This window comes from Acinetobacter sp. LipI_19 (assembly GCF_058242925.1).
The window spans coordinates 1109015-1132572 of record NZ_JBZAYK010000001.1 but is presented as its reverse complement, the minus strand read 5'-3'; the positions used below and the strand labels follow the sequence as shown (position 1 = coordinate 1132572).

General features: G+C 37.2%; 22 protein-coding genes. 13 read left to right on the top strand and 9 right to left on the bottom strand.

What is annotated here, in order from left to right; genetic code table 11:
* Positions 1–121 precede the first annotated feature (121 nt).
* The 4 genes from AC4CVF_RS05465 to AC4CVF_RS05450 all read right to left on the bottom strand — a co-directional run bounded on the left by AC4CVF_RS05465 (position 122) and on the right by AC4CVF_RS05450 (position 4761).
* Positions 122–1768: an AMP-binding protein gene (locus AC4CVF_RS05465; protein WP_490789060.1), complete on the bottom strand. Its 1647-nt coding sequence runs from the start codon at positions 1766–1768 to the stop codon at positions 122–124.
* A 271-nt stretch (positions 1769–2039) separates the two neighbouring features.
* Positions 2040–3173, bottom strand: coding sequence for an acyl-CoA dehydrogenase family protein (locus AC4CVF_RS05460; RefSeq protein ID WP_490789059.1), 1134 nt, complete (start codon positions 3171–3173; stop codon positions 2040–2042).
* Positions 3174–3378: 205 nt separating this feature from the next.
* On the bottom strand, positions 3379–4149 hold the full coding sequence (locus AC4CVF_RS05455) for a 3-hydroxyacyl-CoA dehydrogenase (protein ID WP_490774201.1): 771 nt from the start codon (positions 4147–4149) through the stop codon (positions 3379–3381).
* Between the two features lie 228 nt (positions 4150–4377).
* Complete coding sequence (locus AC4CVF_RS05450; RefSeq protein ID WP_490774202.1) at positions 4378–4761, bottom strand: hypothetical protein; 384 nt, start codon at positions 4759–4761, stop codon at positions 4378–4380.
* 271 nt (positions 4762–5032) lie between these two features.
* Here AC4CVF_RS05450 and AC4CVF_RS05445 point away from each other — a divergent pair, with 271 nt between their 5' ends.
* From AC4CVF_RS05445 to AC4CVF_RS05425, 5 genes are all read left to right on the top strand, one after another.
* A complete protein-coding gene (locus AC4CVF_RS05445) occupies positions 5033–6049 on the top strand; it encodes an AraC family transcriptional regulator (protein ID WP_336954280.1) in 1017 nt (338 codons plus the stop codon).
* 218 nt (positions 6050–6267) lie between these two features.
* Positions 6268–6615: a hypothetical protein gene (locus AC4CVF_RS05440; RefSeq protein WP_336954281.1), complete on the top strand. Its 348-nt coding sequence runs from the start codon at positions 6268–6270 to the stop codon at positions 6613–6615.
* A gap of 277 nt (positions 6616–6892) precedes the next feature.
* Complete coding sequence (locus tag AC4CVF_RS05435; RefSeq protein ID WP_419327774.1) at positions 6893–7876, top strand: aliphatic sulfonate ABC transporter substrate-binding protein; 984 nt, start codon at positions 6893–6895, stop codon at positions 7874–7876.
* Positions 7876–8709 carry an ABC transporter permease gene (locus AC4CVF_RS05430; protein ID WP_419327773.1) on the top strand — a complete coding sequence of 278 codons (834 nt, stop codon included), beginning with the start codon at positions 7876–7878 and terminating at the stop codon, positions 8707–8709. Before AC4CVF_RS05435 ends, AC4CVF_RS05430 begins: the two co-directional genes overlap by 1 nt.
* A gap of 112 nt (positions 8710–8821) precedes the next feature.
* Complete coding sequence (locus AC4CVF_RS05425) at positions 8822–9733, top strand: bestrophin family protein (protein WP_490789058.1); 912 nt, start codon at positions 8822–8824, stop codon at positions 9731–9733.
* Positions 9734–9870: 137 nt separating this feature from the next.
* Here the strand turns inward: AC4CVF_RS05425 and prmC are convergent, their stop codons facing one another.
* Together prmC and prfA are read right to left on the bottom strand one after the other, a co-directional pair.
* Positions 9871–10689, bottom strand: a complete 819-nt coding sequence (gene prmC / locus AC4CVF_RS05420; protein ID WP_336954285.1) for a peptide chain release factor N(5)-glutamine methyltransferase — start codon at positions 10687–10689, stop codon at positions 9871–9873.
* A complete protein-coding gene (prfA, locus tag AC4CVF_RS05415) occupies positions 10689–11777 on the bottom strand; it encodes a peptide chain release factor 1 (protein ID WP_336954286.1) in 1089 nt (362 codons plus the stop codon). Before prfA ends, prmC begins: the two co-directional genes overlap by 1 nt.
* Before the next feature lie 389 nt (positions 11778–12166).
* Between prfA and AC4CVF_RS05410 the strand changes: the two genes are divergently transcribed.
* A complete protein-coding gene (locus AC4CVF_RS05410) occupies positions 12167–12598 on the top strand; it encodes a YMGG-like glycine zipper-containing protein (protein WP_336954287.1) in 432 nt (143 codons plus the stop codon).
* Positions 12599–12951: 353 nt separating this feature from the next.
* On the opposite strand, the gene AC4CVF_RS05405 is transcribed toward AC4CVF_RS05410, so the two are convergent.
* Positions 12952–13161 carry a GNAT family N-acetyltransferase gene (locus AC4CVF_RS05405; protein WP_419327772.1) on the bottom strand — a complete coding sequence of 70 codons (210 nt, stop codon included), beginning with the start codon at positions 13159–13161 and terminating at the stop codon, positions 12952–12954.
* Between the two features lie 745 nt (positions 13162–13906).
* On the opposite strand from AC4CVF_RS05405, the gene AC4CVF_RS05400 reads away from it, so the two are divergent.
* The 5 genes from AC4CVF_RS05400 to AC4CVF_RS05380 all read left to right on the top strand — a co-directional run bounded on the left by AC4CVF_RS05400 (position 13907) and on the right by AC4CVF_RS05380 (position 18065).
* Entirely contained in the window at positions 13907–14446 is a 540-nt protein-coding gene (locus AC4CVF_RS05400; protein ID WP_056512651.1) for a glycine zipper domain-containing protein, read from the top strand.
* A gap of 167 nt (positions 14447–14613) precedes the next feature.
* A complete protein-coding gene (locus AC4CVF_RS05395; RefSeq protein ID WP_336954478.1) occupies positions 14614–15627 on the top strand; it encodes an LLM class flavin-dependent oxidoreductase in 1014 nt (337 codons plus the stop codon).
* Between the two features lie 237 nt (positions 15628–15864).
* Positions 15865–16347, top strand: coding sequence for an inner membrane protein YiaA (gene yiaA / locus AC4CVF_RS05390; RefSeq protein WP_336954477.1), 483 nt, complete (start codon positions 15865–15867; stop codon positions 16345–16347).
* A gap of 213 nt (positions 16348–16560) precedes the next feature.
* Positions 16561–17490 carry a ferritin-like domain-containing protein gene (locus tag AC4CVF_RS05385; protein WP_419359567.1) on the top strand — a complete coding sequence of 310 codons (930 nt, stop codon included), beginning with the start codon at positions 16561–16563 and terminating at the stop codon, positions 17488–17490.
* Between the two features lie 17 nt (positions 17491–17507).
* Positions 17508–18065 (top strand): NAD(P)/FAD-dependent oxidoreductase, encoded by a 558-nt coding sequence (locus tag AC4CVF_RS05380; protein ID WP_336954474.1) that lies wholly within the window; start codon positions 17508–17510, stop codon positions 18063–18065.
* 61 nt (positions 18066–18126) lie between these two features.
* Here the strand turns inward: AC4CVF_RS05380 and AC4CVF_RS05375 are convergent, their stop codons facing one another.
* The gene (locus AC4CVF_RS05375) at positions 18127–18846 is read right to left on the bottom strand and encodes a hypothetical protein (RefSeq protein WP_490789057.1); all 720 of its coding nucleotides are present in this window, start codon (positions 18844–18846) and stop codon (positions 18127–18129) included.
* Positions 18847–18990: 144 nt separating this feature from the next.
* Entirely contained in the window at positions 18991–19827 is an 837-nt protein-coding gene (gene ppsR / locus AC4CVF_RS05370) for a posphoenolpyruvate synthetase regulatory kinase/phosphorylase PpsR (RefSeq protein ID WP_004719361.1), read from the bottom strand.
* Between the two features lie 154 nt (positions 19828–19981).
* On the opposite strand from ppsR, the gene ppsA reads away from it, so the two are divergent.
* A complete protein-coding gene (gene ppsA / locus AC4CVF_RS05365) occupies positions 19982–22360 on the top strand; it encodes a phosphoenolpyruvate synthase (RefSeq protein ID WP_056512635.1) in 2379 nt (792 codons plus the stop codon).
* A 374-nt stretch (positions 22361–22734) separates the two neighbouring features.
* Complete coding sequence (locus tag AC4CVF_RS05360) at positions 22735–23514, top strand: RDD family protein (RefSeq protein ID WP_490789056.1); 780 nt, start codon at positions 22735–22737, stop codon at positions 23512–23514.
* Positions 23515–23558 lie beyond the last annotated feature (44 nt).

Genomic DNA, 23558 nt, shown 5'->3' with positions numbered 1-23558 from the left:
CAAAATATACTACTGGCAAAGTGGACTAAAATTGTTATAAGAACCTTAGAAATACGAGATCTCATGCTGATCATAAAAAAAAGCACCCTTTCGGGTGCAAAGCATGGAACTTTAAAATATATTAAGCCAGCAATTGTATTTGCTGTAATTTAGCTACTTCTTGCTGCTTCAATAAATTACGTTGAATTTTGCCACTAGATGTTTTAGGTAAGCTTTCAACGAACTCAATTTCTCGTGGATAAGAATGCTTAGATAATCGTGAACGTACATATTCTTGTAATTTAGCATTCAATTGCTGACAACCCTTGAATTGAGGCTTGAGCACAATAAAAGCTTTTACGATCTCTGTTCTTTCTGGATCAGGTTTGCCAATGACTGCAGATTCTAAAACTTCGACACATTCCAAAAGTGTACTTTCAACATCAAATGGCCCAACACGATAACCTGAAGTTGTAATGACATCGTCTGCACGACCAATAAAATCCACCCCACCTAATTCATTCAAACGGACCGTATCTCCAGTTAAGTAATAATGACCAACAAAGGATTTACGATTATTCCCACCATAACCTTTAAACCATGTGAGTGGCGATTGAGAGAAGTCAATTGCTAGCGTTCCAATCTCACCTCGTTCAACTTCTTGGTTGTCTTGATTTAACACTGCAAAACGATGACCAGGATTAGCAAAACCTGCTGAGCCGACTTTTATTGCATGTGTTAAAGCATGATGGTTACCTATTACCATACCTAATTCTGTTTGCCCATATTGGTCATAAATATTGACATTTAAGTCATGATTAAACCAATGAATTACTTCAGGAGTTAAAGGTTCACCAGCACTACTAACGGCACGTAAATGATCTTTGATCGAAGTATTAAATTTTTCTTTAAAACCAAAGAACATACGAAATGCTGTAGGTGAACCTGTAAGATTACTGACTTGGTATTTTTGAATAATTTCCAAAGCATGGTCGACACTAAATGCTCGTTCATCCATGATGATACTGTGTCCCAATCCCAATGGGCCCGCTATACCATAGTATAGACCATATGCCCAACCTGGATCCGCGAGGTTCCAAAATGAATCATCTTCACGTAAATCAACAGCGTGACGCATATATTCTTTAAAGGCCAAAATTGCTTTTAATGGCACTGGAACAGATTTTGCCAAACCTGTTGTTCCAGAGGTAAACATCATTAAAAAATTATCTGCAAAACTCATCATGACGGGTGCACATTCAGCTGATTGACTTTCTAGTTCTTGCCAAAAATCTGCATGCTTTGTTGTGGCAAAATCTTGTGGATGAACGGTCAGAATATGCGGAAGTTCAATCCCGTTTAGTTTGGGACGTTGTTCAATGTTGGTGATGATCAGTTGGGTATTGGCCGTTGCTACACGATGCTCAATCGCTTTTGATTCAAAAGCGGTAAATAAGGGCTGATAAATTGCTCCAATACGCCATGTTGCCAATATGGTGATCAATAATTCTGGAGTACGTGGTAACAAACCAGCAATACAATCGCCTGTTTTTAAACCGAGCGATTGTAAATAATTGGCTAATTTTCCTGCTGCTTGTGCCAGTTGTTCAAAGGTCCATTGTGAAGACTCACCGTTTTTGCCTTCCCAGATCAAAGCCACTTTATTTAAACCAACAAAACGCTCGCAGCACTCGATATAGGCATTGATTGACTGTGGGTTGCCAAGCAGTTGCTCATTGATTAGTTTTTCATAATCGAATTCTTGATAGGCTTGTTCCAATGTTTTCATGGCAATATCCTTGTATTTTCAGCACAAATCATCTCGATGTGCGGTTCCATATTTTGCTTTATAGCTTTTCTTTAAAATGTTGAATCATTCAACATGTGTTTCTATGCTTATAGATAATCATGATTAGAATTCACACACAATTTCCAAATACCTCAATTGTATTGCGGTTTTTGAACATCTGTTTTTCCTGTCATGGTGGAAGGCTTTAAAAAAAGACCAGTGCGAAGCTGGTCTTGAGATAGAATTTTGATGCGCTAATCTACAATTGAACTTAATGAATCACCGCTCTTGCGATAACTAAACGTTGAATATCGGAAGCGCCTTCATAAATCTGGCTGACTCGAACATCTCGATAGATTCGCTCAACCGGAAAATCAGCGACATAACCATAACCACCATGAATTTGTATCGCATCTGAACAGACTTTTTCAGCAATTTCAGATGCAAATAACTTCGCCATTGATGCTTCTTTTAGACAAGGTAAACCTGTATCTTTTAAAGTTGCGGCATGGTAAATCAACTGCCGTGCTGCTTCGATTTGAGTGGCCATATCGGCTAAGCGAAATGCTACAGCCTGATGTTGTACCAACTCTACTCCAAAAGCTTTACGCTGATTGGCATATTCAACCGCAGCTTCCAATGCTGCTCGTGCCATTCCCACACATTGAGCGGCAATACCAATGCGACCTGACTCTAAATTCGACAAGGCGATTTTATATCCTTCCCCCTCATTTCCTAATATGTTCTCAGCAGGAATCCGACAATTCTCAAAAAAAATTGTTGCAGTATCTGAGCAATGTTGCCCCATTTTGTCTTCAATCCGAGAAACGATATAACCTTCTGTATTGGTTGGAACGATAAAACAAGAAATCCCTTTCTTCGCTGCGGATTTATCCGTAACTGCAAATACAATCGCCACTTGTGCGTGCTTTCCAGACGTAATGAATTGTTTGGTTCCATTAATTACCCATGAATCGCCATCACGTTCTGCTTTACATAGCAAAGCACCTGCGTCTGAACCCGCCTGTGGTTCGGTTAAACAGAAACAGCCAAGCCATTGACCTGTTGCCAATGGTATTAAGTAGTCTTGTTTTTGTTGGTCTGTCCCATATTTTTGGATTATTCCACAAGGCAAAGAATTTTGTACGCTGACAATGGTTGAAATTGCACCATCTCCTGCGGCAATTTCTTCAATTGCCGTCACCAAGGAAATATAGTCCAAACCTGCGCCACCCCATTGATCAGATACGGTCATGCCTAATGCACCCAGTTCACCTAATTCTTTGAGTTCTTGATGAGGAAATTTTGCAGTTTTATCACGTTCAGCAGCAGTGGATTTAAGTTTATTCTGCGAATAATTCCGCATCATTTCCTGAACCATTTTTTGTTCATCATTGAGAATCATATGAGCATCCCTCTCAGCACTTTTAAATTTTAAATCACTGCAATCATGATCAGCGACCAGTCAAATCTTGTTGTTTGTATAAATTTAGGCTGAAGTCCACCTAACACGATGGTTGAGATCATGTCAGGCAGTATTGATTTTTTAAAAAGTTTGCTATTGCTTGCGTTAAAGCAAATTTAGACATAAGCAGATAGATTAGACCGGATTACTTTGGCTGCATACGGATTGCGCCGTCTAATCGAATTGTTTCACCATTTAAATAGCTATTTTCACAAATATGACCAACAAGCTGTGCAAACTCTTCAGGCTTCGCAAGGCGTTTAGGAAAAGGCACCATATCACCCAGCGCATCTTGAACATTTTGTGGTAATGATTTCAACATTGGGGTTTCCATAATCCCTGGTGCAATGGTCATCACACGGATGGCATGTTGCGCAAGTTCTCTAGCCAAAGGTAATGTCATTGCAACAACAGCACCTTTAGACGCAGCATAAGCGGATTGACCAATTTGGCCATCAAACGCAGCCACTGAAGCAGTGTTAATAATCACACCACGATCTTCTTCACCTACTTGTAACTCATAACGAGAAATGACATCTGCGGCAAAACGCAGCATGTTAAATGTTCCTGCGACATTAATATTCAATACTTTTTGAAATGCATCTAAAGCATGGATGCCATTTTTACCCAGAACTTTGGCGGATGGACCAATCCCTGCACAATTAATTAAGCCATTTAATTGCGCATAATCCTGTTCCACATTTTTAAAGAATTGTTCAACAGCAATTTCATCTGTCACATCAAGTTGAACAAATTTTGATTTTTCACCTAAGCGCTTCTGCATTTCTTCGCCAAGCTGGTGATTCATATCCACCATGATCACTTTCGCACCTTGACTAATCAAATGTGTGGCTGTAGCAGCACCTAATCCAGATGCACCACCAGTCACTACAAAAACTTTTCCTTCAATTTTCATTTTATTTTCCTAGTTCATTGTTTGAATAGAGCAGTTTAAATGATGAATTAAACCCACTTTCGACTTAAGATGCAGAGTAAACATAGTCAAGCTTGAGTACAATTTCCAAAAGTTGCATCTTGTATGATGTATTTGGACAATAGCAATATTTCATAAGATCAACAGCGTCAAATCACAACATAAAAGAATAGGAGAGAATGGATCAATACTCTTATAATCTTAAAATACTTATTTTTCTCTATAACACACATTAATTTTTCCATCGATTTGTTTATAGCACGTCCAATATTTACCAACTAACCGTGTTGTTTGCTTTTTATTTTTCTCACTTAAATAATAGACTTCAGCAACTTTGAGATGATTAAATTGATCACCAAGTCTTACATCACACTCGGTGTTATAACATATTATTGGCTTTTCAATAAAAAACACTTTTTTACTAAAATTAAGTTCTACATATTCAGCATCAGTACCAGTCCCATGGACTATTAGACAAGACTTAACTGTAATACTTTCGTTTACATTCAGGCACTGTCGCTCTTTATTTGTATTTTCAAGTGCAAATACTGTGATTGGCAATACCAGTAATGGCAATAAAAGTGAATATTTCATTTTTATACATTATTTTTGATCATAGATGCATTAAAATAACAAATTATCATTTATTTTCAATGCTAATCAATTGCAACAGCTAGCCCTTTCATTCTTGTAATAAAAGATTGAGCTAAAGCCAAGAAAAAGCATATTATTCATTGACGAATCTAGAATAAAATTTGAGTATATGTTTCTGTATTCATTTTATTTCCACAATAAAATAAATGCATAATTACTTTAATTTTGTTTAAAATTTCATAAATTATCTGGTTTTATTAAAGTATACCTTGTGAATATTCAACAATTCAGTGAAAGTAAAGGCACAATTTCTATTGCATTGGTACATGAAGCCCTGAACAGTGCCCAAGATAAGGGCTATGATATAAAGCAGATTTTGCATGATGCAGAAATACCAATGGAAATATTTCAGGCAGCCAAATCACGTATTGCTGTTTCTGCTTATGCAAAACTTTGGACTAAAATAGCTGACCATATGAATGATGAGTTCTTTGGCATGGACTCGCATCAGATGCGACGTGGTTGTTATAATTTATTGTCTAAAATGGTCATGCAAGCGGATACCCTACAAACTGCGATTGAACAAATTTTGCAATATTTTAATTTTGTCTTGGATGATTTCTCCAGCAAAATGATTGTAGATGAAAATTATGCATACATTGTCATTACAGACAAATTACAAACCAAGCGCATGTTCTGCTATGCCACTTATATCATGTTGGTTCACAGTTTAATCTGTTGGTTAGCAGATCAAAGAATTTTACTCAATCAATTACAATTAAAATGCATGCCTCCTGAAGATGACAACGATTATCGCGTTCGATTCTGTGAAAATATTACTTACCAAGCAGTTGAAAATTATCTGCAATTCGATGCAAACTACTTAAATATTCAAATCAAACGCGACCAAAAATCTTGGTATAGTTTTATTAAAAACACCCCCGAAAATCTACTATTAAGATTTAAGAATCCTTTGGCTTTAAGTTCAATGATTCGCAAGCAATTACTTTCTATTGCTCCTGCTGAATGGTTAGAACTTGGTGAACTATCTGCGCAGCTCAATATTTCAGAAGCCACTATACAACGCCGTTTAAAAAATGAAGGTAGCAGTTACCAACAACTCAAAAATGATATACGGCGGGACATGGCGATTGAACTACTTTGTAAAACCACATATACCTTACAAGACATCAGTGAGCTGTTGAATTTTCAGGATGCCAGCGCATTTCATCGGGCATTTAAAAAATGGACTGGTCTAAGTCCAGGTGCTTATAGAGAACCCAAATAACATCGTTCAATAAAAAAACGGTATTTTAGGAAATTTCTTTTAAATCAAAACTATAATAAAAAAATATATCAATATAAAGTCAGGCTCTCTGTTTACAGCTCATCTGAATCAGGTTGCAATTTGATCAAAAATGGTATATTTATTACCCAATTTAAAGCAGATTTTCTGCTTTTTCCTGTTGTACCCTCCTCCCCTTTAATCACTTTTAGGTCACTAACATGATTAAGATGATTGATGTACTAGAACAAAATCTAGTTCAAAACTTTATCCATTCCCTTTCTGCTCAAACTGAACATTTAGATGAGCTTATCGAAGGTATTTTAAAAGCTTCAGATCATGACTTTGAACATGCCATGAATGATTTTTTCAAAACCAATGATGCATCAGAAGTCGCACAAGCGCTTGATATTCACCAAGAACGATTAGATGCAATTCAATCAGGCTTAGCAATGAAAAAAGAAAATATTGCTGATACTGCAAAAATTGTTGCGCTCTGTCTGGCACTTGAAACCAATGCATTAGACCAAGTTGAAATTGCAGATAGTCTGGAAGATTATCCAGTTTAATTTACCCCAATCCAAAAATGCCTCGATACCGAGGCATTTTTTTTGTCTAATGACTAAAATTTAATTAGAATATTTTTTTATAACTCATTTCAATAATCATCTATTCAACAAACAAATATGCATATCCCAGAAACATAAATTAATTCAAATGGTTAAACCAATATTTTTTACATTTCATATTTTAAGAAGTCAATATCTGTTTTTCTTTTTTGTGCTTTCACCCTAAAAAATATACATATCTAGCTCTGTGTTTCTCTTTGAGTTTTATGGGGTATATATGAAAGTTTTTAGCAAAAAAATGACACGCTTAGTTTCCACCTTAGCCTTAAGTTTAACCGCAACGTATTCTTTTGCAGCCATCCCAACAACATTGAAATTAGACTATGCCTATTACGCCCCAACAAGTTTAGTGGTTAAAGAACAAAAGCTGTTAGAAAAAGCCTTACCCAAAACCGAGGTCAAATGGGTATTTAGCCAAGGCAGTAACCGTTCACTTGAATATTTAAACAGTGGCAGTATCGATTTCGCCTCGACTGCGGGTTTAGCAGCAGTATTGAGTCGTGCCAATGGCAGTCCGATTAAAACGGTTTATATCCAAAGCCAGCCAGAATGGACTGCATTAGTCGTAGCTAAAAACTCAGCAATCAAATCCTTAAAAGACCTCAAAGGGAAAAAAATTGCTGCAACGAAGGGTACAGACCCATTCTTATTCACTCTTCAAGCACTTGAAACGGTTGGCTTAAATAAACGCGATGTGCAATTGGTACATCTACAGCATCCAGATGGAAAAACAGCTTTAGAACGTGGTCAGGTAGATGCTTGGGCTGGTCTTGATCCACTGATGGCGTCTGCACAATTGCAAACAGGTGCAAAACTGCTCTATCGCAATATCGCTTTCAATAGTTACAGTGTGTTAAGTGTAAAAGATCAATTTAGCACCCAAAGCCCAGAAGCAGTTGAGGCTGTAATTAAAGCTTATGAACAAGCACGTAAATGGGCAAAAGCCAATCCAGATAAGCTAGCAGAATTATTAGCACGTGAAGCAAAATTGCCACTTGAAGTGGCGAAGTTGCAATTGAGTCGAACTAATCTAGATCAAAATATTCCAACCGCGAAACATCTTAATGCGCTAAAGAAAGCAGGCACTATTTTGACTGAAGAGGAATTGGTTCGAAAAGGAACTAATGTAAATCAAGTTGTGGATCAACTATTTGACAGCAAATATGCGCAAAAGGTCATTGGCAAGGTTGCTGAGAAGTAATGACAAGGTCTACACATACTCAATCGATGCACAGACAATCAAATGTACATATAGCGCAGGCGGGTTTATACAAACCTGCCTTTAAGGCCAATGTTTTAAAATGGGTCAAAGGAATTACGATTCCGTTGTTGTTCATTTTATTATGTGAGTATTTAGTTCGTTTTGGATGGATTGAGTCTTATCTTCTCCCTGCCCCAAGTAGCTTAGTTAGCTCATTCAAGGAGCTTGCCGCAGGTGATTTATTTACCCATATTTATACCAGCACTTGGCGCGTATTTTTAGGATTTTTTATTGGTAGCTTATTGGGGCTAATTTTTGCACTTGCAGTGGGTTTAAACAAACACATTGAGGAATTTTTAGAACCTACATTTTCAGCAATCAAATCTATTCCAAGCCTTGCTTGGATTCCGTTATTGCTTTTGTGGTTAGGCATTGATGAAGCCTCCAAAATTACTTTAATCGCGATTGGTGCATTCTTTCCCACCTATACCAATAGCGTATCTGCCATACATGGTGTTGATACAAAGTTGTTAGAAGTGGCAAAAGTATACCGTCTGACCTATCTACAAACTATCTTCCAAATTGTTCTGCCTGCTGCATCTCCTGGAATTCTCGTTGGACTAAGAAATAGTTTAAGCCTAGCGTGGATGTTTATGATTGCAGCAGAACTGATTGCAGCTACACAAGGTATCGGTTATCTGCTCAGTGATGGTCGAGAAACCTCACGGCCCGATATTGTGATTATTGCGATTATCTTGCTGGCTGTCCTCGGTAAAATCACAGACAGTCTAATGAAATTGATTGAAAACTGGTTTTTACGTTGGAGAACTTAAACCATTCAGATACGGCTTTTGATCAGCCGTATTTTTTTAAATTGCTTATTTGCAACTTGCATTTCTGCTTTTCTCTATGAAACACTGTCACAGTAATATTTAGGTAGACAGTATGATCATTCGAGATAAAAGTAACAGCTTCGCACTTCTCTTTGCTTGGCACGGCACCATTCTTCCCAAAGTCTTACCCGCATTAACCTTTGTTGTGCTGATCTCGACAGTTCTGGTTTACCTATCATCACATCACTATTTTACAATTCCTGCTGTACCAGCAATTGGATTTACCGTGTTCGGCATTATCCTCTCTATTTTCTTAAGTTTCAGGAATACTGCTTGCTATGATCGTTGGTGGGAAGGTCGTAAACTCTGGGGTTCATTGATTGCAACATCACGACACCTTTCTCGTGATACTCATGTTTTAAAAGAAAGCCAGCGTAAAGTTTTAATGTATCGTGTGATGCTTTTTACCTGTTTATTAAGAAATCGCTTACGCAATCAAAACCAATCCATTAATTTTTATAATAATAAAGTCGATTTAGATGAATTGACCTTTAACCAGCTGAAAAATCACCTCAATGCCTCACAATTTGTTTTAGAAGAAATTCAAAAATCTTTAGTTCAATCACTTAAAGCAGGTGAAATTTCTGACATTATCTATCAGGGTTTAAACCAACATATTGTTGCACTTGGTAATATTCAGGCCGGATGTGATCGTATTTTAAGTACCCCCCTGCCTTATTCCTATTCAGTCTTATTACATCGTACAGTATATTGTTTTTGCTTGATTCTACCATTTAGCTTAGAAGCTAGCTTAGGTATTTGGACACCTGTTATCGTCAGTTTAATTGCTTATTTATTTTTAGGTCTAGATGCTTTGAGTGCCCAGCTTGAAGAACCATTTGGCCTACAAGAAAATGATTTACCTTTAGATTCGATTACCCGTTTAATTGAAAGAGAAATGCTCAGCTCTTTAGGTGAGGAACTGTTAGAGCCAATTCAATTGGTTAAAAGTAATTTGACTTAAGCTATTTTTCTAAAGCTCAACTTCAAAATATAAAAATACATCGAATTCTTTTAAAGTTTATTGTGCGTTAAAAAAGACTTTGTTGATTGAGCAATCACTGCAACCCAACAAAGTCTTTTTAAAACAACAATCCAATTCTAATTTATCCATTGACCTAAAGTCACACGATCATTTCCACCATAATCTTTAACAGTTCTGACCTGTTTAAAACCAGCACCTTTAAAAATGTTTTGAACTGCTTCAGCTTGATCATAACCATGCTCAAGTACAATCCAGCCTTGTGTTGCCAACCATTTTTTACCTTGCTGAATAATATGCTCAATATCCGCCAAACCATGCTGTTGGGCAACCAAAGCACGTTCAGGCTCAGAAGCGAGATGCTGCATATGTTCATCATCAACATCGATATAGGGTGGATTCGAAACAATCACATCAAAAAATTGACGATTCAAAGCTTTAAACCAACTTCCTAAGAAAAATTTGACCTGCCCTAAGTCATGCTTTTCAGCATTATGTAGAGCAACTTCTAGAGTTGGTTCATAGATATCTGTGGCAATAATAGACCAATTAGGACGCTCACTCGCCAGTGATAATGCAATTGCACCTGTACCTGTACCTAAATCAACCATACGAGTATCTTCAGGCAAATCAAGATTTAAAACTGTTTCAACCAAGACCTCAGTATCTGGACGAGGAACTAAAGTATCTTTGCTAACCGTTAAATCCAAAGTCCAAAATGGTTGTGAGCCAGTCACATAAGCCAATGGTTCACCAGCAGCAATCCGCGCTAAACCGTTAACATATTGCTGTTCTTGCTCAACCGTTAATTCTTGCGTAGATTTAAGTGACAAATCAAATGCATCAATTTTTAAAATATGCTCAAGTAACCAAGCATTTTCTTGACGCTCGTAACTTTCAGCTTCTCCACGTAAGGCCAAAGCCTTTGCAATATTCATTAACCACCATTTTGTTGTGCAAGCATCGCCAACTGATCTGCTTGATATTCGCGATGTAAACTGTCAAGTAGCTCAGTCAAATCACCTTCCATTACTGCATCTAACTTGTATAAAGTTAAATTAATACGGTGATCTGTCATACGACCTTGTGGATAGTTATATGTGCGGATACGTTCCGAACGATCCCCGGAACCCACCAAGTCACGGCGCATTTCAGAAGTTGCTGCATCGGCAGCAGCGCGTTTCGCATTTTCTAAACGTGAAGCCAATAATGCCATCGCTTTTGCTTTGTTTTTATGCTGTGAACGTTCATCCTGACATTCCACAACAGTACCTGTTGGAAGATGGGTAATACGTACAGCAGAATCCGTTTTGTTAATGTGCTGACCACCCGCACCAGAAGCACGGTAAGTATCAATACGTAAATCCGCAGCATTAATCTCTACAGTAGTGTCTACATCAACTTCTGGAAGAATTGCCACAGTACAAGCTGAAGTATGGACGCGGCCTTGTGACTCAGTAGCTGGAACACGTTGAACACGATGCGCTCCACTTTCAAACTTCAAACGACCGTAAACACCTTCACCATTCACTAGACAGATAATTTCTTTATATCCGCCATGTTCGCCTTCATTTTCAGATAAGATTTCAATACGCCAGTTTTGAGTTTCAGCATATTTACTATACATACGGAATAAATCACCCGAGAAAATCGCAGCTTCATCACCACCTGTACCCGCACGGATTTCCAAATATGCTGAGTTGGCATCATTGGGATCTTTAGGAATCATGAGAATATTCAACTCACTTTCGAGTCGTTCAATTAAAGCTTTGTTCTCTTTGATTTCCTCAACAGCCATATCCTTAAAATCTGGATCAGTTAACATAGCTTCTGCGGTTTCAATATCTTCTTCAGCTTGCTTGTACTTTTTCCAGACATCAGTAATTTCGGATAAATCATTATGCTCACGGGACAAATTACGAAAACGCTTATTGTCTGAAATGACTTCAACATCTGCTAATAATGCTTCTAACTCTTCATGTCGATCACAAAGTTGGTCTAATCGTAAACGTAACGATTCTTTCATTTTAAATACATTCTCAATCTAAGCCTCACCAAAAACATCGAGCTTTATAACAGCCCATTTAAAATTGGTAAGAAAATTCTAAAATTGTGCCTAGTTTACCGATTCTGCCATTTAAATGACACATTTATATAAGAACCATCAAAATAAGCAGTAGAATTTATAGCAAGATGATCAACATGATTTTTGATTAGATGTTTGTTTTCTCCATTATTCATGCTATTTGTTGACTAATATGGGTGTTTTAAATTCACTTTTAATAGAAAATATACATTCAGATACCAAACGCTATCAATTTTCAGATTCCTCTCCACATTTTTTGGAAAAATTTTTGTTACATTTGCCACATCGAATATAGATAGAACTGTCCAAATAAGGACATGGAGCAACACATGAAATTTAATACGATCATATTAAGCACTATATTAGCAGTAACTTCAGTATTGACAGTAAGTGCCCATGCTGACAACTCAACACGTATTGCAGCAACTTCTGCTCTAGGTAGTGTCGTTGGTACTGCAGTAGGTAAACAAATTGGTGGTAACACTGGCGCAATGATTGGTTCAGCAGTAGGTGGTGCAGGTGGTGCTGCAGCATCAACCAATAGAAAAGACCGTACTGCGGCTGCAATCGGTGGTGGTTTAGGTGGCGTTGGTGGCTATACCGTCGGTAAAAATATGGGTGGTACCACAGGTGGTTATATTGGTGCTGCTGCTGGTGCGGCGGGTGGTTCGGTTCTCGGAAAAAAAGTTTCTCAAGACCGCCATGCAGATCAACGTAAGTACAATAAAAAGTACTACAAAAAACACCGTCGTCATCACTAATTGATCCGTGAATGATATCAAGCACCTTCGGGTGCTTTTTTATTTTTCATATTACTCTGCTCCGTTTTCTTCAACTTCTTTTTCAAAAAAAATGACCTGCATATTTAAAAATGAGAAGTAAGTCTTTGTATAAATAAAAGTTTAAGTAAAGATTGATGCGCAGAAACATTATTTTATTCAGAAAATGCAATTATATTTTTAAAGCCTCTAGCTTGAATATCTTCACATAATTTGATTGCAGCTTCTTTTATCTAGCCCTTTCGCCTTTCTTGTTTTAGTAAACGAAATCCTAATTCAACGGTTTGATTACCATTCAATACGCATTTTCCAAAACCACAATATCCAATAATTTGCTAAGTTGCTTTTAAGAAAATCGCCATTTTTGCATAGCCATATTCTTTATAATGTTTCTCAATCTCCCAAAATCGCCCTATGGCAGACTCAGTCGTTAAAACCCCATTGGGAGAAAAAGCCATAAAATCTTCATCCTGAAATAAAGCAGAGATTTCCAATAAATCTTTTTCCATAAATGGTTTTAAAATTAAACGTTCAGTTTCGATCATTTGTCTTTAGCCCGAGCGATTCTTCATATTTATTCACATATCACTATCACGTTTCGTTATAGTCAAACCCCCTAATTATTTATACAAATGATTTTCATCCAGTCATTGATCATCAATGAAGCTAATGTTTTTTGTATGAAATCGAGAAGTTTTGGCTATGAATAAGTTTTTGTATTTGTGAATCCTAGATGGTTATCCTACCGTGTGGCGACATGGATGTCGCCGTTGGGCGGGGGTATATGAGCAAAAATAAAGCACTGCTTTGTTTGCAGCGCAAGAGCCCTGTTAAACGGAAGATTTTTATCATCTTTTCATATCTGAAAAGTGAGGCAACGCCTACGTAAAGGTATTTAAACTTTGAATGTAAGGTGTGGCATTGCAAGCTTTTTATCATCAAACAATTTATTTTCCATACAATTGATTTAATTAAAAATGCTAATTAAGAGAAATTATATTCTTGTATATAAGTTTTTTAATAGGTTGACTGTATGTTATGGCTATACATTGGTAGAGCTGCATCTCAAAAGATATTTTAATATTAAAATATCATCATGATTATTACGACAACAATATTCCCCTCATAAGATCAACATAAACTAATCATGAATAAATTAATCAGCCAAATATACAATCCACACACAAAACAGAGAAATTGCTTACATTCAAATCCATAATTATTGCTAAATGTTTCGTTATTCTAGCCTCAAGTTAAAGAATTCGAAGAAGCTTCGATCAGGAGTTTAAAATGAAATTACAAGCAATCCTTGGTGCAACTGTAATTGCAGCAACAATGATGACGACTGCACATGCAGGCAACTCAACCAATACAGCATTAACATCTGCACTTGGTGGTGTGGTGGGTGCTGCAATTGGGCAACAAATGGGTGGTTCAACAGGTGCGATGATTGGTTCTGCAATCGGTGGTGGTGTTGGCGCAGGCGCTTCATCAAATAAACGTGACCGTAATGGTGCGATCATCGGTGGCGCTTTAGGTAGTGCTGGTGGTTATACCGTAGGTCGTAATGTGACGGGAACTTCAACTGGTGGCTATATTGGCGCAGGTCTTGGTGCTGCAGGTGGTTCGGCATTAGGTCAAAAAGTCAGTGACGACCGTCGTTATGATGACCGCTATGACAGCCGTTATGGACGTTACAATGATCGTTATGATCGTAGCGGTTATCGTAATGTTGATTATCGCTATAATGACCGTGGATATCGCAAAGACAATGGCAATCATTATGGTCACTACAAAAACAAAAACCGTTGGAATAACTGGAAAAATTAATTTCATTGCAAAATTAATATCCAATTATTTAAATCAAGCACCTTCGGGTGCTTAATTTTTTTGGATAATAAAATCAACATTAAAAGCACTAAATATCGACAATTTTCGATATACATTTGCACACTTATATCGTATTATTTCGATATATATTATTTTCGAGTTTAAAAATGTCGTCTTTAACAGATACCGCATTAAAGAATACGAAGTTCTCTATCCTAGAACTCGCACCTGTTCGAGAAGATCAAACAGTTGAGTTTTCACTTAAGCATGCATTGCAACTTGCCCAGCATGCAGAACAGTTGGGCTTTGATCGCCTTTGGTTAGCTGAACATCATAATATGGACGGTATCGCCAGCTCCGCAACTGCTGTATTGCTGGGTTACATCTTAGCCAATACAAAAAATATTAAAGTGGGCTCGGGAGGGATTATGTTACCCAACCATGCACCTTTAGTGGTTGCTGAACAGTTTGGTACCTTGGCAACACTCTATCCAAATCGTATTGAACTCGGCTTAGGTCGTGCGCCCGGAACAGATCCAACCACCATGCGTGCATTAAGACGTGGTCGTCAAGAAACAGAAGAGCAATTTCCACAAGATGTTTTAGAAATTTTAAGCTATTTCGCCGACGCAGTGCCTCAGCAAAGAATTAAAGCAACACCAGGGCAAGGTACGCATGTGCCTGTGTGGCTTTTAGGATCGAGTCTTTTTAGCGCACAACTGGCGGCTAAATTAGGACTTCCTTATTCATTTGCCTCACATTTTGCACCGAGAATGTTAGGCCAAGCCATTCAGCTCTATCGTGAAAATTTTGAACCATCCGCCTATTTAAATAAACCGTTTGTATCTATGGGGGTTCCTACTGTCGTTGCCCAAACCGATGAGGAAGCAGAGTATCTAGCCACAAGTGTGTATCAACGTATTCTTGCATTACTGACAGGGCAAAGTTTAAAACTGAAACCGCCTATAGCAACAATGGAAGGCCGGTGGTCTGCATCAGAGAAAATTTCCGTACAAAACTTCTTAGGTATGGCGCAAATTGGCTCACCAGATACAGTGAAAAATGGTCTAAAGCAACTTTTAGAAAAATATCAGGTAGATGAATTTATTTTCACTTGCGATATTTATGATACTCAGAAGCGCCTAGACAACTTTAGTTTATTGATGGATTTAAAAAAATAATACAAATCAATCATGTTTTCCTCTTTACCAAAATGAAATGACAAATTTCATTTTGGTTTTTTTTGATTAAACTGCCCTATAGCTTAAATATCCAATTGATTTAAAATACTATTTACTATTTTCCACACTTAAACTTTATTTGAATTAGCTCTCATAAATTGAAAAGATTTGCCATCTCATTTCAAATCAGCATAATAGAACATATAAAAATCAGTAAAATAGTAATAAGGAACAACAATGAACCAATATATCAATAAACCCACCCCTGCTTTTATTGCAGTCAGTTGGGTGGCTTTGCTTGCTGGTGCGGCGGCCTACTGTGTCGGTTTATTCAATGCACAAATTCTATTAAATGAAAAAGGCTATTATTTAATCCTGATCCTTTATGGTCTATTTTCTGCTGTTTCACTGCAAAAAGTTGTTCGGGATAAACTTGAAGGTCAGCAAGTGACAGCAATTTATTATGGATTGTGCTGGGCTTCCGTGGTGATCTGTATTGTTCTGCTCGCATTGGGTTTATGGAATGCGACGATGACACTCAGTGAGAAAGGCTTTTATATCATGGCTTTTTTACTTAGCCTCTTCGGTGCTGTTGCTGTACAAAAGAATATTCGAGACTTGGAATATCTCAGAACTCATTCACAGCCTGAACTGCCTCAGCCCCACCCTGTTCAGCAAGTTGAGGTTAAAGAACTAGAAACACCTGAAGATAAATTTTAATTGTTAAACAATCTATTGCTCCAAATGATAAGGCTTGTCCTTTTATGACAAGTCTTTCTTTTTATCTCAATCACTTAGCTAAATTTTCACTTTCAAAATCAAATCATTACTGCGTTGATATTTTTCATCATTCCACAATGAATATCTTTGCCAATTGATTCACAGAGATATTAAATAAAATGCAATGAAATCCTTATTTTTGATAGATTTGCTATGGCTTCAATTGACTTAGAAAAAATGTTAGATAAAGTCAAAAATACACAATGGACTTTATCCGATATTGATTGGGATGCACCAGGTCGAGAGCTGGTTACAGTCGAACAATGGCCAAAACTTAAAGACTTTATGGCAGATCTGATGTGGATTGAACATGTCGGTGCTCGTGCATTTTCAGCAATGTCAAAAAAAGCTCCAACGGCAACTTTACGTGAAATGTACGCCATCTTCCATGCTGAAGAACAACGCCATGCCAATGCAGAAATGGCGCTTATGAAACGCTGGGGAATGTTAGATGGTGATATCCCTAAACCAAATAAAAATTTACGTTTAATTATTGAATGGCTGGATACCTATGCCGATGAAATGCCTTTTTATATTTTAGGCGCAGTAATTCCCATGCTTGAAGTTGCTTTGGATGGCGCTTTATGCACCTTTTTATTGGATACTGTAGATGATCCAGTTTGCCACCAAGCCTTTGAACTGATTAACGGTGATGAAGCACGGCATTTAGGGGTAGGTTTCAGTGTGATGGAAGCACAAGGGATCAATAAAAGCGTTATTGAGCTTGCCCAAATGGCTGCAAGGGTAATCGACCCACGTTTGATGCTCGGTATTTTGGCTTACTTACCACTGATCAATAAAATGCGTGACAATGTTATTAAGCTCGGGCTTCCCGAAGAAAAATTATATGCAGCAATGAATAAATTTTCGAAAATTGGCGGAAGAACAGTAGAGGGACGCCGTAACCCGTGGTTTCAAATCATTCAATTTCATGGCAAAAATGTAGTAGATCGCAATAAGAAATGGTTCCATATTCCGATTGATGCCATGGTTAGCGTGACTGACAAGATTCCTGAAAAGTCTTTACCTAAAGTTCCAAGTTGGATATATCAATTAACATCTGAACCCACTGCGACCAATTAATATAAAAAGGAAATAATATGCTCGACAGGAAAAAGAGTCAAAATGAAGGTTTTTTTCAAAATCAGCCGGAATTTTTTAAGCATTATAAAGGTAAAATTATTGCATCTACCGAGATTAAACTCATCGATTTTACAGGTTTAAACGTGGCAATTATCGGTGCAAACCAACTTACAGTCACACATCTTAGCCATGTTTTAAACAGTGCTGAATTTGTAAAAGTTTTTCAAATCATACCCTCTTTTATCTTACCGCAAACTGAAAAAGGTGTCCAAAAGCTAATCTCACACCCTTTGATCATCAAAAACCGTCGATTATTTAATCATCGTGTTAAATCAATGTTGGCGATTCGTTATCTAGAATCGCAAGTTCAGGAACAATGGTTAAAACGTCAATTGATGCCGAACTCTGCGCTAAAGAATAAAGTATTTTTAAAATCAGATAGCTACTATACAGCGGTGCAACGTAAAAACTGTAAATTAATCACTTGGCCAGTCGTTAAAATTACTGAGCATGCCGTACAAAGTATGGAAGGAATTGAACATTTAGTGGATGTGATTATTACTACTTACGAATAATAGGTTTAGAAGATTCGAGTTTAAGAGGCTTTTTAGCCTCTTTTATTTTTTAGATTAACTATTATTTGACAACACCACTATAACGATAACCCTGTGGAGTCTTTTGGTAACGTAAATAGTTATTGGTCAATTTTCCTGAAGCATTCACCACTAATATATCTATATTTTTTAAATCTTTTGACATACGGATAAAATCATCAGCAGAATGTTCCCATCCCTGACAATCATTTTCAATACCAATTGAATCAAGTTTTTGAGTTTTGGTTTCAAAAATGGGTTGCGCGACAAATTTGCCGTTATTCAACACAAAGGAGTGAATCCGATAGCCCCTTGAACAGGTACTATTAATAAATAGACTGGTGACCAAATAAACATCTTGATTTTTAATTTTGACTTGCACAATTTTATCGATAAATCCAACTTGAGATAACTCTTGGGAAGCAAAAGCATTGCTTTGTTTCACTTGAATTAAACTATATGGTTCTCTCATCGTTCCCCCAGCAGAAACGTCCATCGTATAAAATTTGATTTTTCGATCAGGACTGTAATGGATATCCAGCATATTTTTCTCAGTGAGTTTTGCAAACGAATATGCAAAACTAGATGAATCATTTTTTATTTTATTTTCAATTTCACTAGAAATTTTTTCATTGTACTGATCACATTCACCACGCCCTGAACAGGTTTTTTGATAGTATTTTTCAACCAAACCATTTTCAAAGTTGCTCAATGATTCAACATTGGTTTGTTGTGCAAATATACTTTGTACACTTACAAGCATGAAAAATGAACTTATTTTTAATATCTTATTCATATAACAAATCACACTATAAAAAATAATAAACATAAAAGAAAAAGAGCCAAATTTGATTCAGCTCACTACTGTCCTTACATTACAATACACATCAAAAAACATAATAATGGATTATCCAATACGACGTTTAAGCCCAGTCATCTGTAAAACACGTGTTGAAATCTCTTCAATCGACATCTCTGAAACATTTAAATATTTAATCCCTTCAGAAATATAGATTCCCTCGACTGCGCGTAGCTCCATCTGACACTGTGAAAAGCTCGCATAGCGACTATTAGCTTTACGTTCAGAACGAATTGCGACTAAACGTTCAGCATCAATCATCAGGCCAAATAGTTTATTTTTATGCTCCTTCAATACTGCAGGTAAGCGGTTATCGTCCAAATCTTCTTCGGTCAATGGGTAGTTTGCAACCCGAATACCAAACTGTAAAGATAAATAAATTGAAGTGGGTGTTTTACCAGAACGCGATACACCGATCAAAATTAAATCAGCTTTATCATAATGGCGTGTACGTGCGCCATCATCATTATCTAAAGCAAAATGAACAGCATCAATACGTGCTTTATACGACTCAGAATCAGTCACTGCATGTGTTTGTCCGACTAAAGTTGTAGGCGGAGTACCTAAAACGTCGGACAACTTACTGATAAGCCCTTCAAAAACATCAAGATTCACAGCATTTGCAGTGTTAATAATATCTCGAACATAAGGATCAACCAAAGTATCGAATACCAAGGGTTGTTGACCATCTTTATCCGCCCTTTTATTGATTTCTTCGACCACATTCATTGCAGCTTCTTCAGAGGTAATATAGGGAATAATATGGATATCAAACTTTACATGAGGAAATTGCGCTAATAATGAATGCCCAAGGGTTTCAGCCGTAATCGCTGTACCATCAGAAATAAAAAATACGCTCCGCTTTATTTGGTTACTTTCTGACATTAAAAATCTCCTCAAACATTTGTCTTAGCGATGTATAATCTTTATAGTAAGCCCATCTTACATGACTATCACTTAGTTGAATCAAAATGCTAAGTTTTTTGTTATAATTTCATGCCAAGATAGTGATTAATACTGCATAAGTGGAGTAACAACTTTGGAAGCACGCGTAATCGGTCTGGAAAAACTAGGTAAACACGACGTTGAGATCGTGGGTGGTAAAAACTCTTCACTTGGGGAAATGATCAGTCATTTAGCAAATGCTGGCGTATCTGTTCCAGGTGGATTTGCAACGACTGCTGATGCATATCGCGAATTCCTAGAGCAAAGTGGCCTAAATGCTAAAATCAATGCAGAACTTGCAGCATTAAATGTAGATGATGTAATCGCACTTGCAGAAACTGGTGCAAAAATCCGTCAATGGATTGTAGAAACTCCACTTACTACAGGTCTAGAGACTGAAGTTCGCGAAGCATTTGCTGCCCTTTCTAATGGTAATCCTGACATTGCTGTTGCGGTACGTTCTTCTGCAACTGCTGAAGACTTACCAGATGCTTCATTTGCGGGTCAACAAGAAACGTTCTTAAACATTCGTGGAATCGACAACGTTCTCATCGCAATTAAAGAAGTTTTTGCTTCACTTTATAATGACCGTGCCATTGCTTACCGTGTACACCAAAATTTTGCACATGATATTGTTGCGCTTTCTGCTGGTATTCAGCGTATGGTTCGCTCTGAAACAGGCGCTGCAGGTGTAATGTTTACACTTGATACAGAATCTGGTTTCCGTGAAGCAGTATTTATTACTGCTTCTTACGGTTTAGGAGAAATGGTTGTACAAGGTGCAGTAAACCCTGACGAATTCTATGTTTCTAAGCCACTTCTAAGAAATGGCAAACATGCCGTCATTCGCCGTAATCTTGGTTCTAAACACCAAAAAATGATTTATGGTGAAGAAGGTGCTGCGGGTAAATCTGTTGTCGTTGTAGATGTTGAAAAAGCAGATCGTCAACAATTTGCTTTAAATGATTTAGAGCTTCAAGAACTTGCTAAACAAGCATTGATCATTGAAGAACATTATCAAGCACCTATGGATATCGAATGGGCAAAAGACGGTGATGATGATCAAATCTATATCGTTCAAGCACGCCCTGAAACGGTAAAAAGCCGTGAGAATGTCGGCACAATGGAACGTTACCTCCTTAAACAGAAAGGTACGGTTCTTTGTGAGGGTCGTTCAATTGGTCAACGTATTGGTTCTGGTAAAGTTCGTATCGTTACTTCGATTAAAGAAATGGATAAAGTACAAGAAGGTGATGTCCTTGTATCAGACATGACTGACCCAGATTGGGAACCAGTGATGAAACGTGCTGCTGCAATTGTAACTAACCGTGGTGGTCGTACTTGTCATGCTGCAATTATTGCACGTGAACTTGGTGTTCCTGCTATCGTAGGTTGTGGTAATGCAACAGAAGTGCTTGTAGATGGTCAGGAAGTCACTGTTTCTTGTGCCGAAGGTGACACAGGCTTTATTTATGAAGGTGCATTGGATTTCGAAATTCAACGTAATTCTATCGAATCTATGCCTAAACTACCGTTCAAAATTATGATGAACGTCGGTAACCCTGACCGTGCATTTGACTTTGCTCAAATTCCAAACGAAGGGATTGGTCTTGCACGTTTAGAATTCATCATCAACCGTATGATTGGTGTACATCCAAAAGCTTTGTTAAACATTGACAGCCTACCACGCGAAACACGTGCAGCAGTTCTAGCACGTACAGCAGGTTATGCATCACCGATTGAATTCTACGTTGAAAAATTGGTTGAAGGTATTTCTACACTTGCAGCCGCATTTGCTGACAAACCTGTAATTGTTCGTATGTCTGACTTTAAGTCAAATGAATACGCAAACTTGATTGGCGGTAAGCTTTACGAGCCTGAAGAAGAAAACCCAATGCTTGGTTTCCGTGGTGCAAGTCGTTATGTATCTGATAACTTCCGTGACTGCTTCGAACTCGAATGTCGTGCATTGAAAAAAGCACGTGATGAAATGGGTTTAACCAACATTCAAATCATGATTCCTTTTGTACGTACAGTATCTGAAGCGAAACGTGTTATTGAATTATTGGCTCAGAATGGTCTTAGACGTGGTGAGAATGGTCTTAAAGTAATCATGATGTGTGAATTACCAACAAACGCATTACTTGCTGAACAGTTCCTTGAACACTTCGATGGATTCTCTATTGGTTCAAATGACTTAACCCAGTTAACACTTGGTTTAGACCGTGACTCTGGTATTGTTTCTCACTTATTTGATGAACGTGATCCAGCAGTTAAAGCATTACTTTCTATGGCAATTCATGCTTGCCGTAAAGCCGGTAAATATGTAGGTATCTGTGGTCAAGGTCCTTCTGATCACCCTGATCTTGCAAAATGGTTAATGGAACAAGGAATTGAATCTGTTTCATTAAACCCAGACTCAGTTTTAGATACTTGGTTCTTCCTTGCTGAAGAAAAGATTAAACAGTCTTAATCTAATCAGTTAAAAAAGACCCTCAAGCAGGGTCTTTTTTATGTACATTTTTTAAAATTTTGAATTAAGCTATATCAAAGATCTAGTTCAAATTTTCTTACTTTCAGCACAGATATCAATCACTCGATACATGATCGTAAGTTAAAGTTTTCTTCACTTAGGTTAAATGTTAGACCCAGTTTTACAATCAACCCTCTTCTATTAGATAAGTTAAATTTTCTTGATATTTTAAGATTTCGTGTAAATTTAATGTTAATACATTCAAAAATCTAGTATACATAGTGGTTTAAAAAAGTAGGTGAACAAAGTTGCGATTGTGTTCATTTTCATCTACCAATTATGTACTTTTAGATTTATTTTGAGAATTGAGTTTTATGCAAATTTACTTGGCGAGAAATAACCAACAAGCAGGTCCGTATTCAATTGAACAACTGAATCAAATGCTTGCAAGCCAGCAAGTGCTTCTAACGGATTTAGCTTGGCATCAAGGATTAACAGAATGGAAAGCGCTTGGTGAACTTACACAAGGTAAACTCGTTTATGAACCTATTGGTTATGTCTCTCCGACATTATCTACTAGTGAACAAATTGATCCTCAACAAAACCCTGCAATCAAAAATATTAAAATTGAAAAAAGTACAAAAAGAATCACTAAAGCAGCCCCAGTAGGCAAACGAATTTCAGCTAAACTTGTAGATTTTGCCCTATTATTTTTACCGCAAATTATGGCTATCGCTTACTTCATGCCAGAAGATGCGGTCAAAGTTGCTTCAGACGGTTTCTCAGTAGAAAACCAAGTTAAAATTGCAGAAATGATTAGCCAAAGTATGCCAGCTTATCTCAATATTGGTTTGATGGTATTTGTACTCATTCTCTTGATCACTCAATGTTTTATGATTACTAAATTTGGGCAATCTATTGGCAAAAAAATATTCAAACTACAGATTGTTGATGTAAATACCAATCAATTACCAGGTTCTTTAAGAGGCTTTTTTGTTCGTTCATTCTTATTTCTCATTCTGTCACAAATTATGAATATATTGCCGCTTATCGCCATCATTTTCATTGTTGATTTGTTTATGTTTTTCTCTAAAGAGAATTATGCATTGCATGATCGTATTTCTAAAACCAAAGTTATTGATCTTTCAGAATAATTCAAATGGCGGTTATACCGCCATTTTTTATAGCTAAACATTCA

Excerpts from the sequence above, each read along its gene's own strand:
- AC4CVF_RS05465 (WP_490789060.1), bottom strand. The coding sequence starts at position 1,768 with ATGAAAACATTGGAACAAGCCTATCAAGAATTCGATTATGAAAAACTA.
- AC4CVF_RS05460 (WP_490789059.1), bottom strand. The coding sequence starts at position 3,173 with ATGATTCTCAATGATGAACAAAAAATGGTTCAGGAAATGATGCGGAAT.
- AC4CVF_RS05455 (WP_490774201.1), bottom strand. The coding sequence starts at position 4,149 with ATGAAAATTGAAGGAAAAGTTTTTGTAGTGACTGGTGGTGCATCTGGA.
- AC4CVF_RS05450 (WP_490774202.1), bottom strand. The coding sequence starts at position 4,761 with ATGAAATATTCACTTTTATTGCCATTACTGGTATTGCCAATCACAGTA.
- AC4CVF_RS05440 (WP_336954281.1), top strand. The coding sequence starts at position 6,268 with ATGATTAAGATGATTGATGTACTAGAACAAAATCTAGTTCAAAACTTT.
- AC4CVF_RS05435 (WP_419327774.1), top strand. The coding sequence starts at position 6,893 with ATGAAAGTTTTTAGCAAAAAAATGACACGCTTAGTTTCCACCTTAGCC.
- AC4CVF_RS05430 (WP_419327773.1), top strand. The coding sequence starts at position 7,876 with ATGACAAGGTCTACACATACTCAATCGATGCACAGACAATCAAATGTA.
- AC4CVF_RS05425 (WP_490789058.1), top strand. The coding sequence starts at position 8,822 with ATGATCATTCGAGATAAAAGTAACAGCTTCGCACTTCTCTTTGCTTGG.
- prmC (WP_336954285.1), bottom strand. The coding sequence starts at position 10,689 with ATGAATATTGCAAAGGCTTTGGCCTTACGTGGAGAAGCTGAAAGTTAC.
- prfA (WP_336954286.1), bottom strand. The coding sequence starts at position 11,777 with ATGAAAGAATCGTTACGTTTACGATTAGACCAACTTTGTGATCGACAT.
- AC4CVF_RS05410 (WP_336954287.1), top strand. The coding sequence starts at position 12,167 with ATGAAATTTAATACGATCATATTAAGCACTATATTAGCAGTAACTTCA.
- AC4CVF_RS05405 (WP_419327772.1), bottom strand. The coding sequence starts at position 13,161 with ATGATCGAAACTGAACGTTTAATTTTAAAACCATTTATGGAAAAAGAT.
- AC4CVF_RS05400 (WP_056512651.1), top strand. The coding sequence starts at position 13,907 with ATGAAATTACAAGCAATCCTTGGTGCAACTGTAATTGCAGCAACAATG.
- AC4CVF_RS05395 (WP_336954478.1), top strand. The coding sequence starts at position 14,614 with ATGTCGTCTTTAACAGATACCGCATTAAAGAATACGAAGTTCTCTATC.
- yiaA (WP_336954477.1), top strand. The coding sequence starts at position 15,865 with ATGAACCAATATATCAATAAACCCACCCCTGCTTTTATTGCAGTCAGT.
- AC4CVF_RS05385 (WP_419359567.1), top strand. The coding sequence starts at position 16,561 with ATGGCTTCAATTGACTTAGAAAAAATGTTAGATAAAGTCAAAAATACA.
- AC4CVF_RS05380 (WP_336954474.1), top strand. The coding sequence starts at position 17,508 with ATGCTCGACAGGAAAAAGAGTCAAAATGAAGGTTTTTTTCAAAATCAG.
- AC4CVF_RS05375 (WP_490789057.1), bottom strand. The coding sequence starts at position 18,846 with ATGCTTGTAAGTGTACAAAGTATATTTGCACAACAAACCAATGTTGAA.
- ppsR (WP_004719361.1), bottom strand. The coding sequence starts at position 19,827 with ATGTCAGAAAGTAACCAAATAAAGCGGAGCGTATTTTTTATTTCTGAT.
- AC4CVF_RS05360 (WP_490789056.1), top strand. The coding sequence starts at position 22,735 with ATGCAAATTTACTTGGCGAGAAATAACCAACAAGCAGGTCCGTATTCA.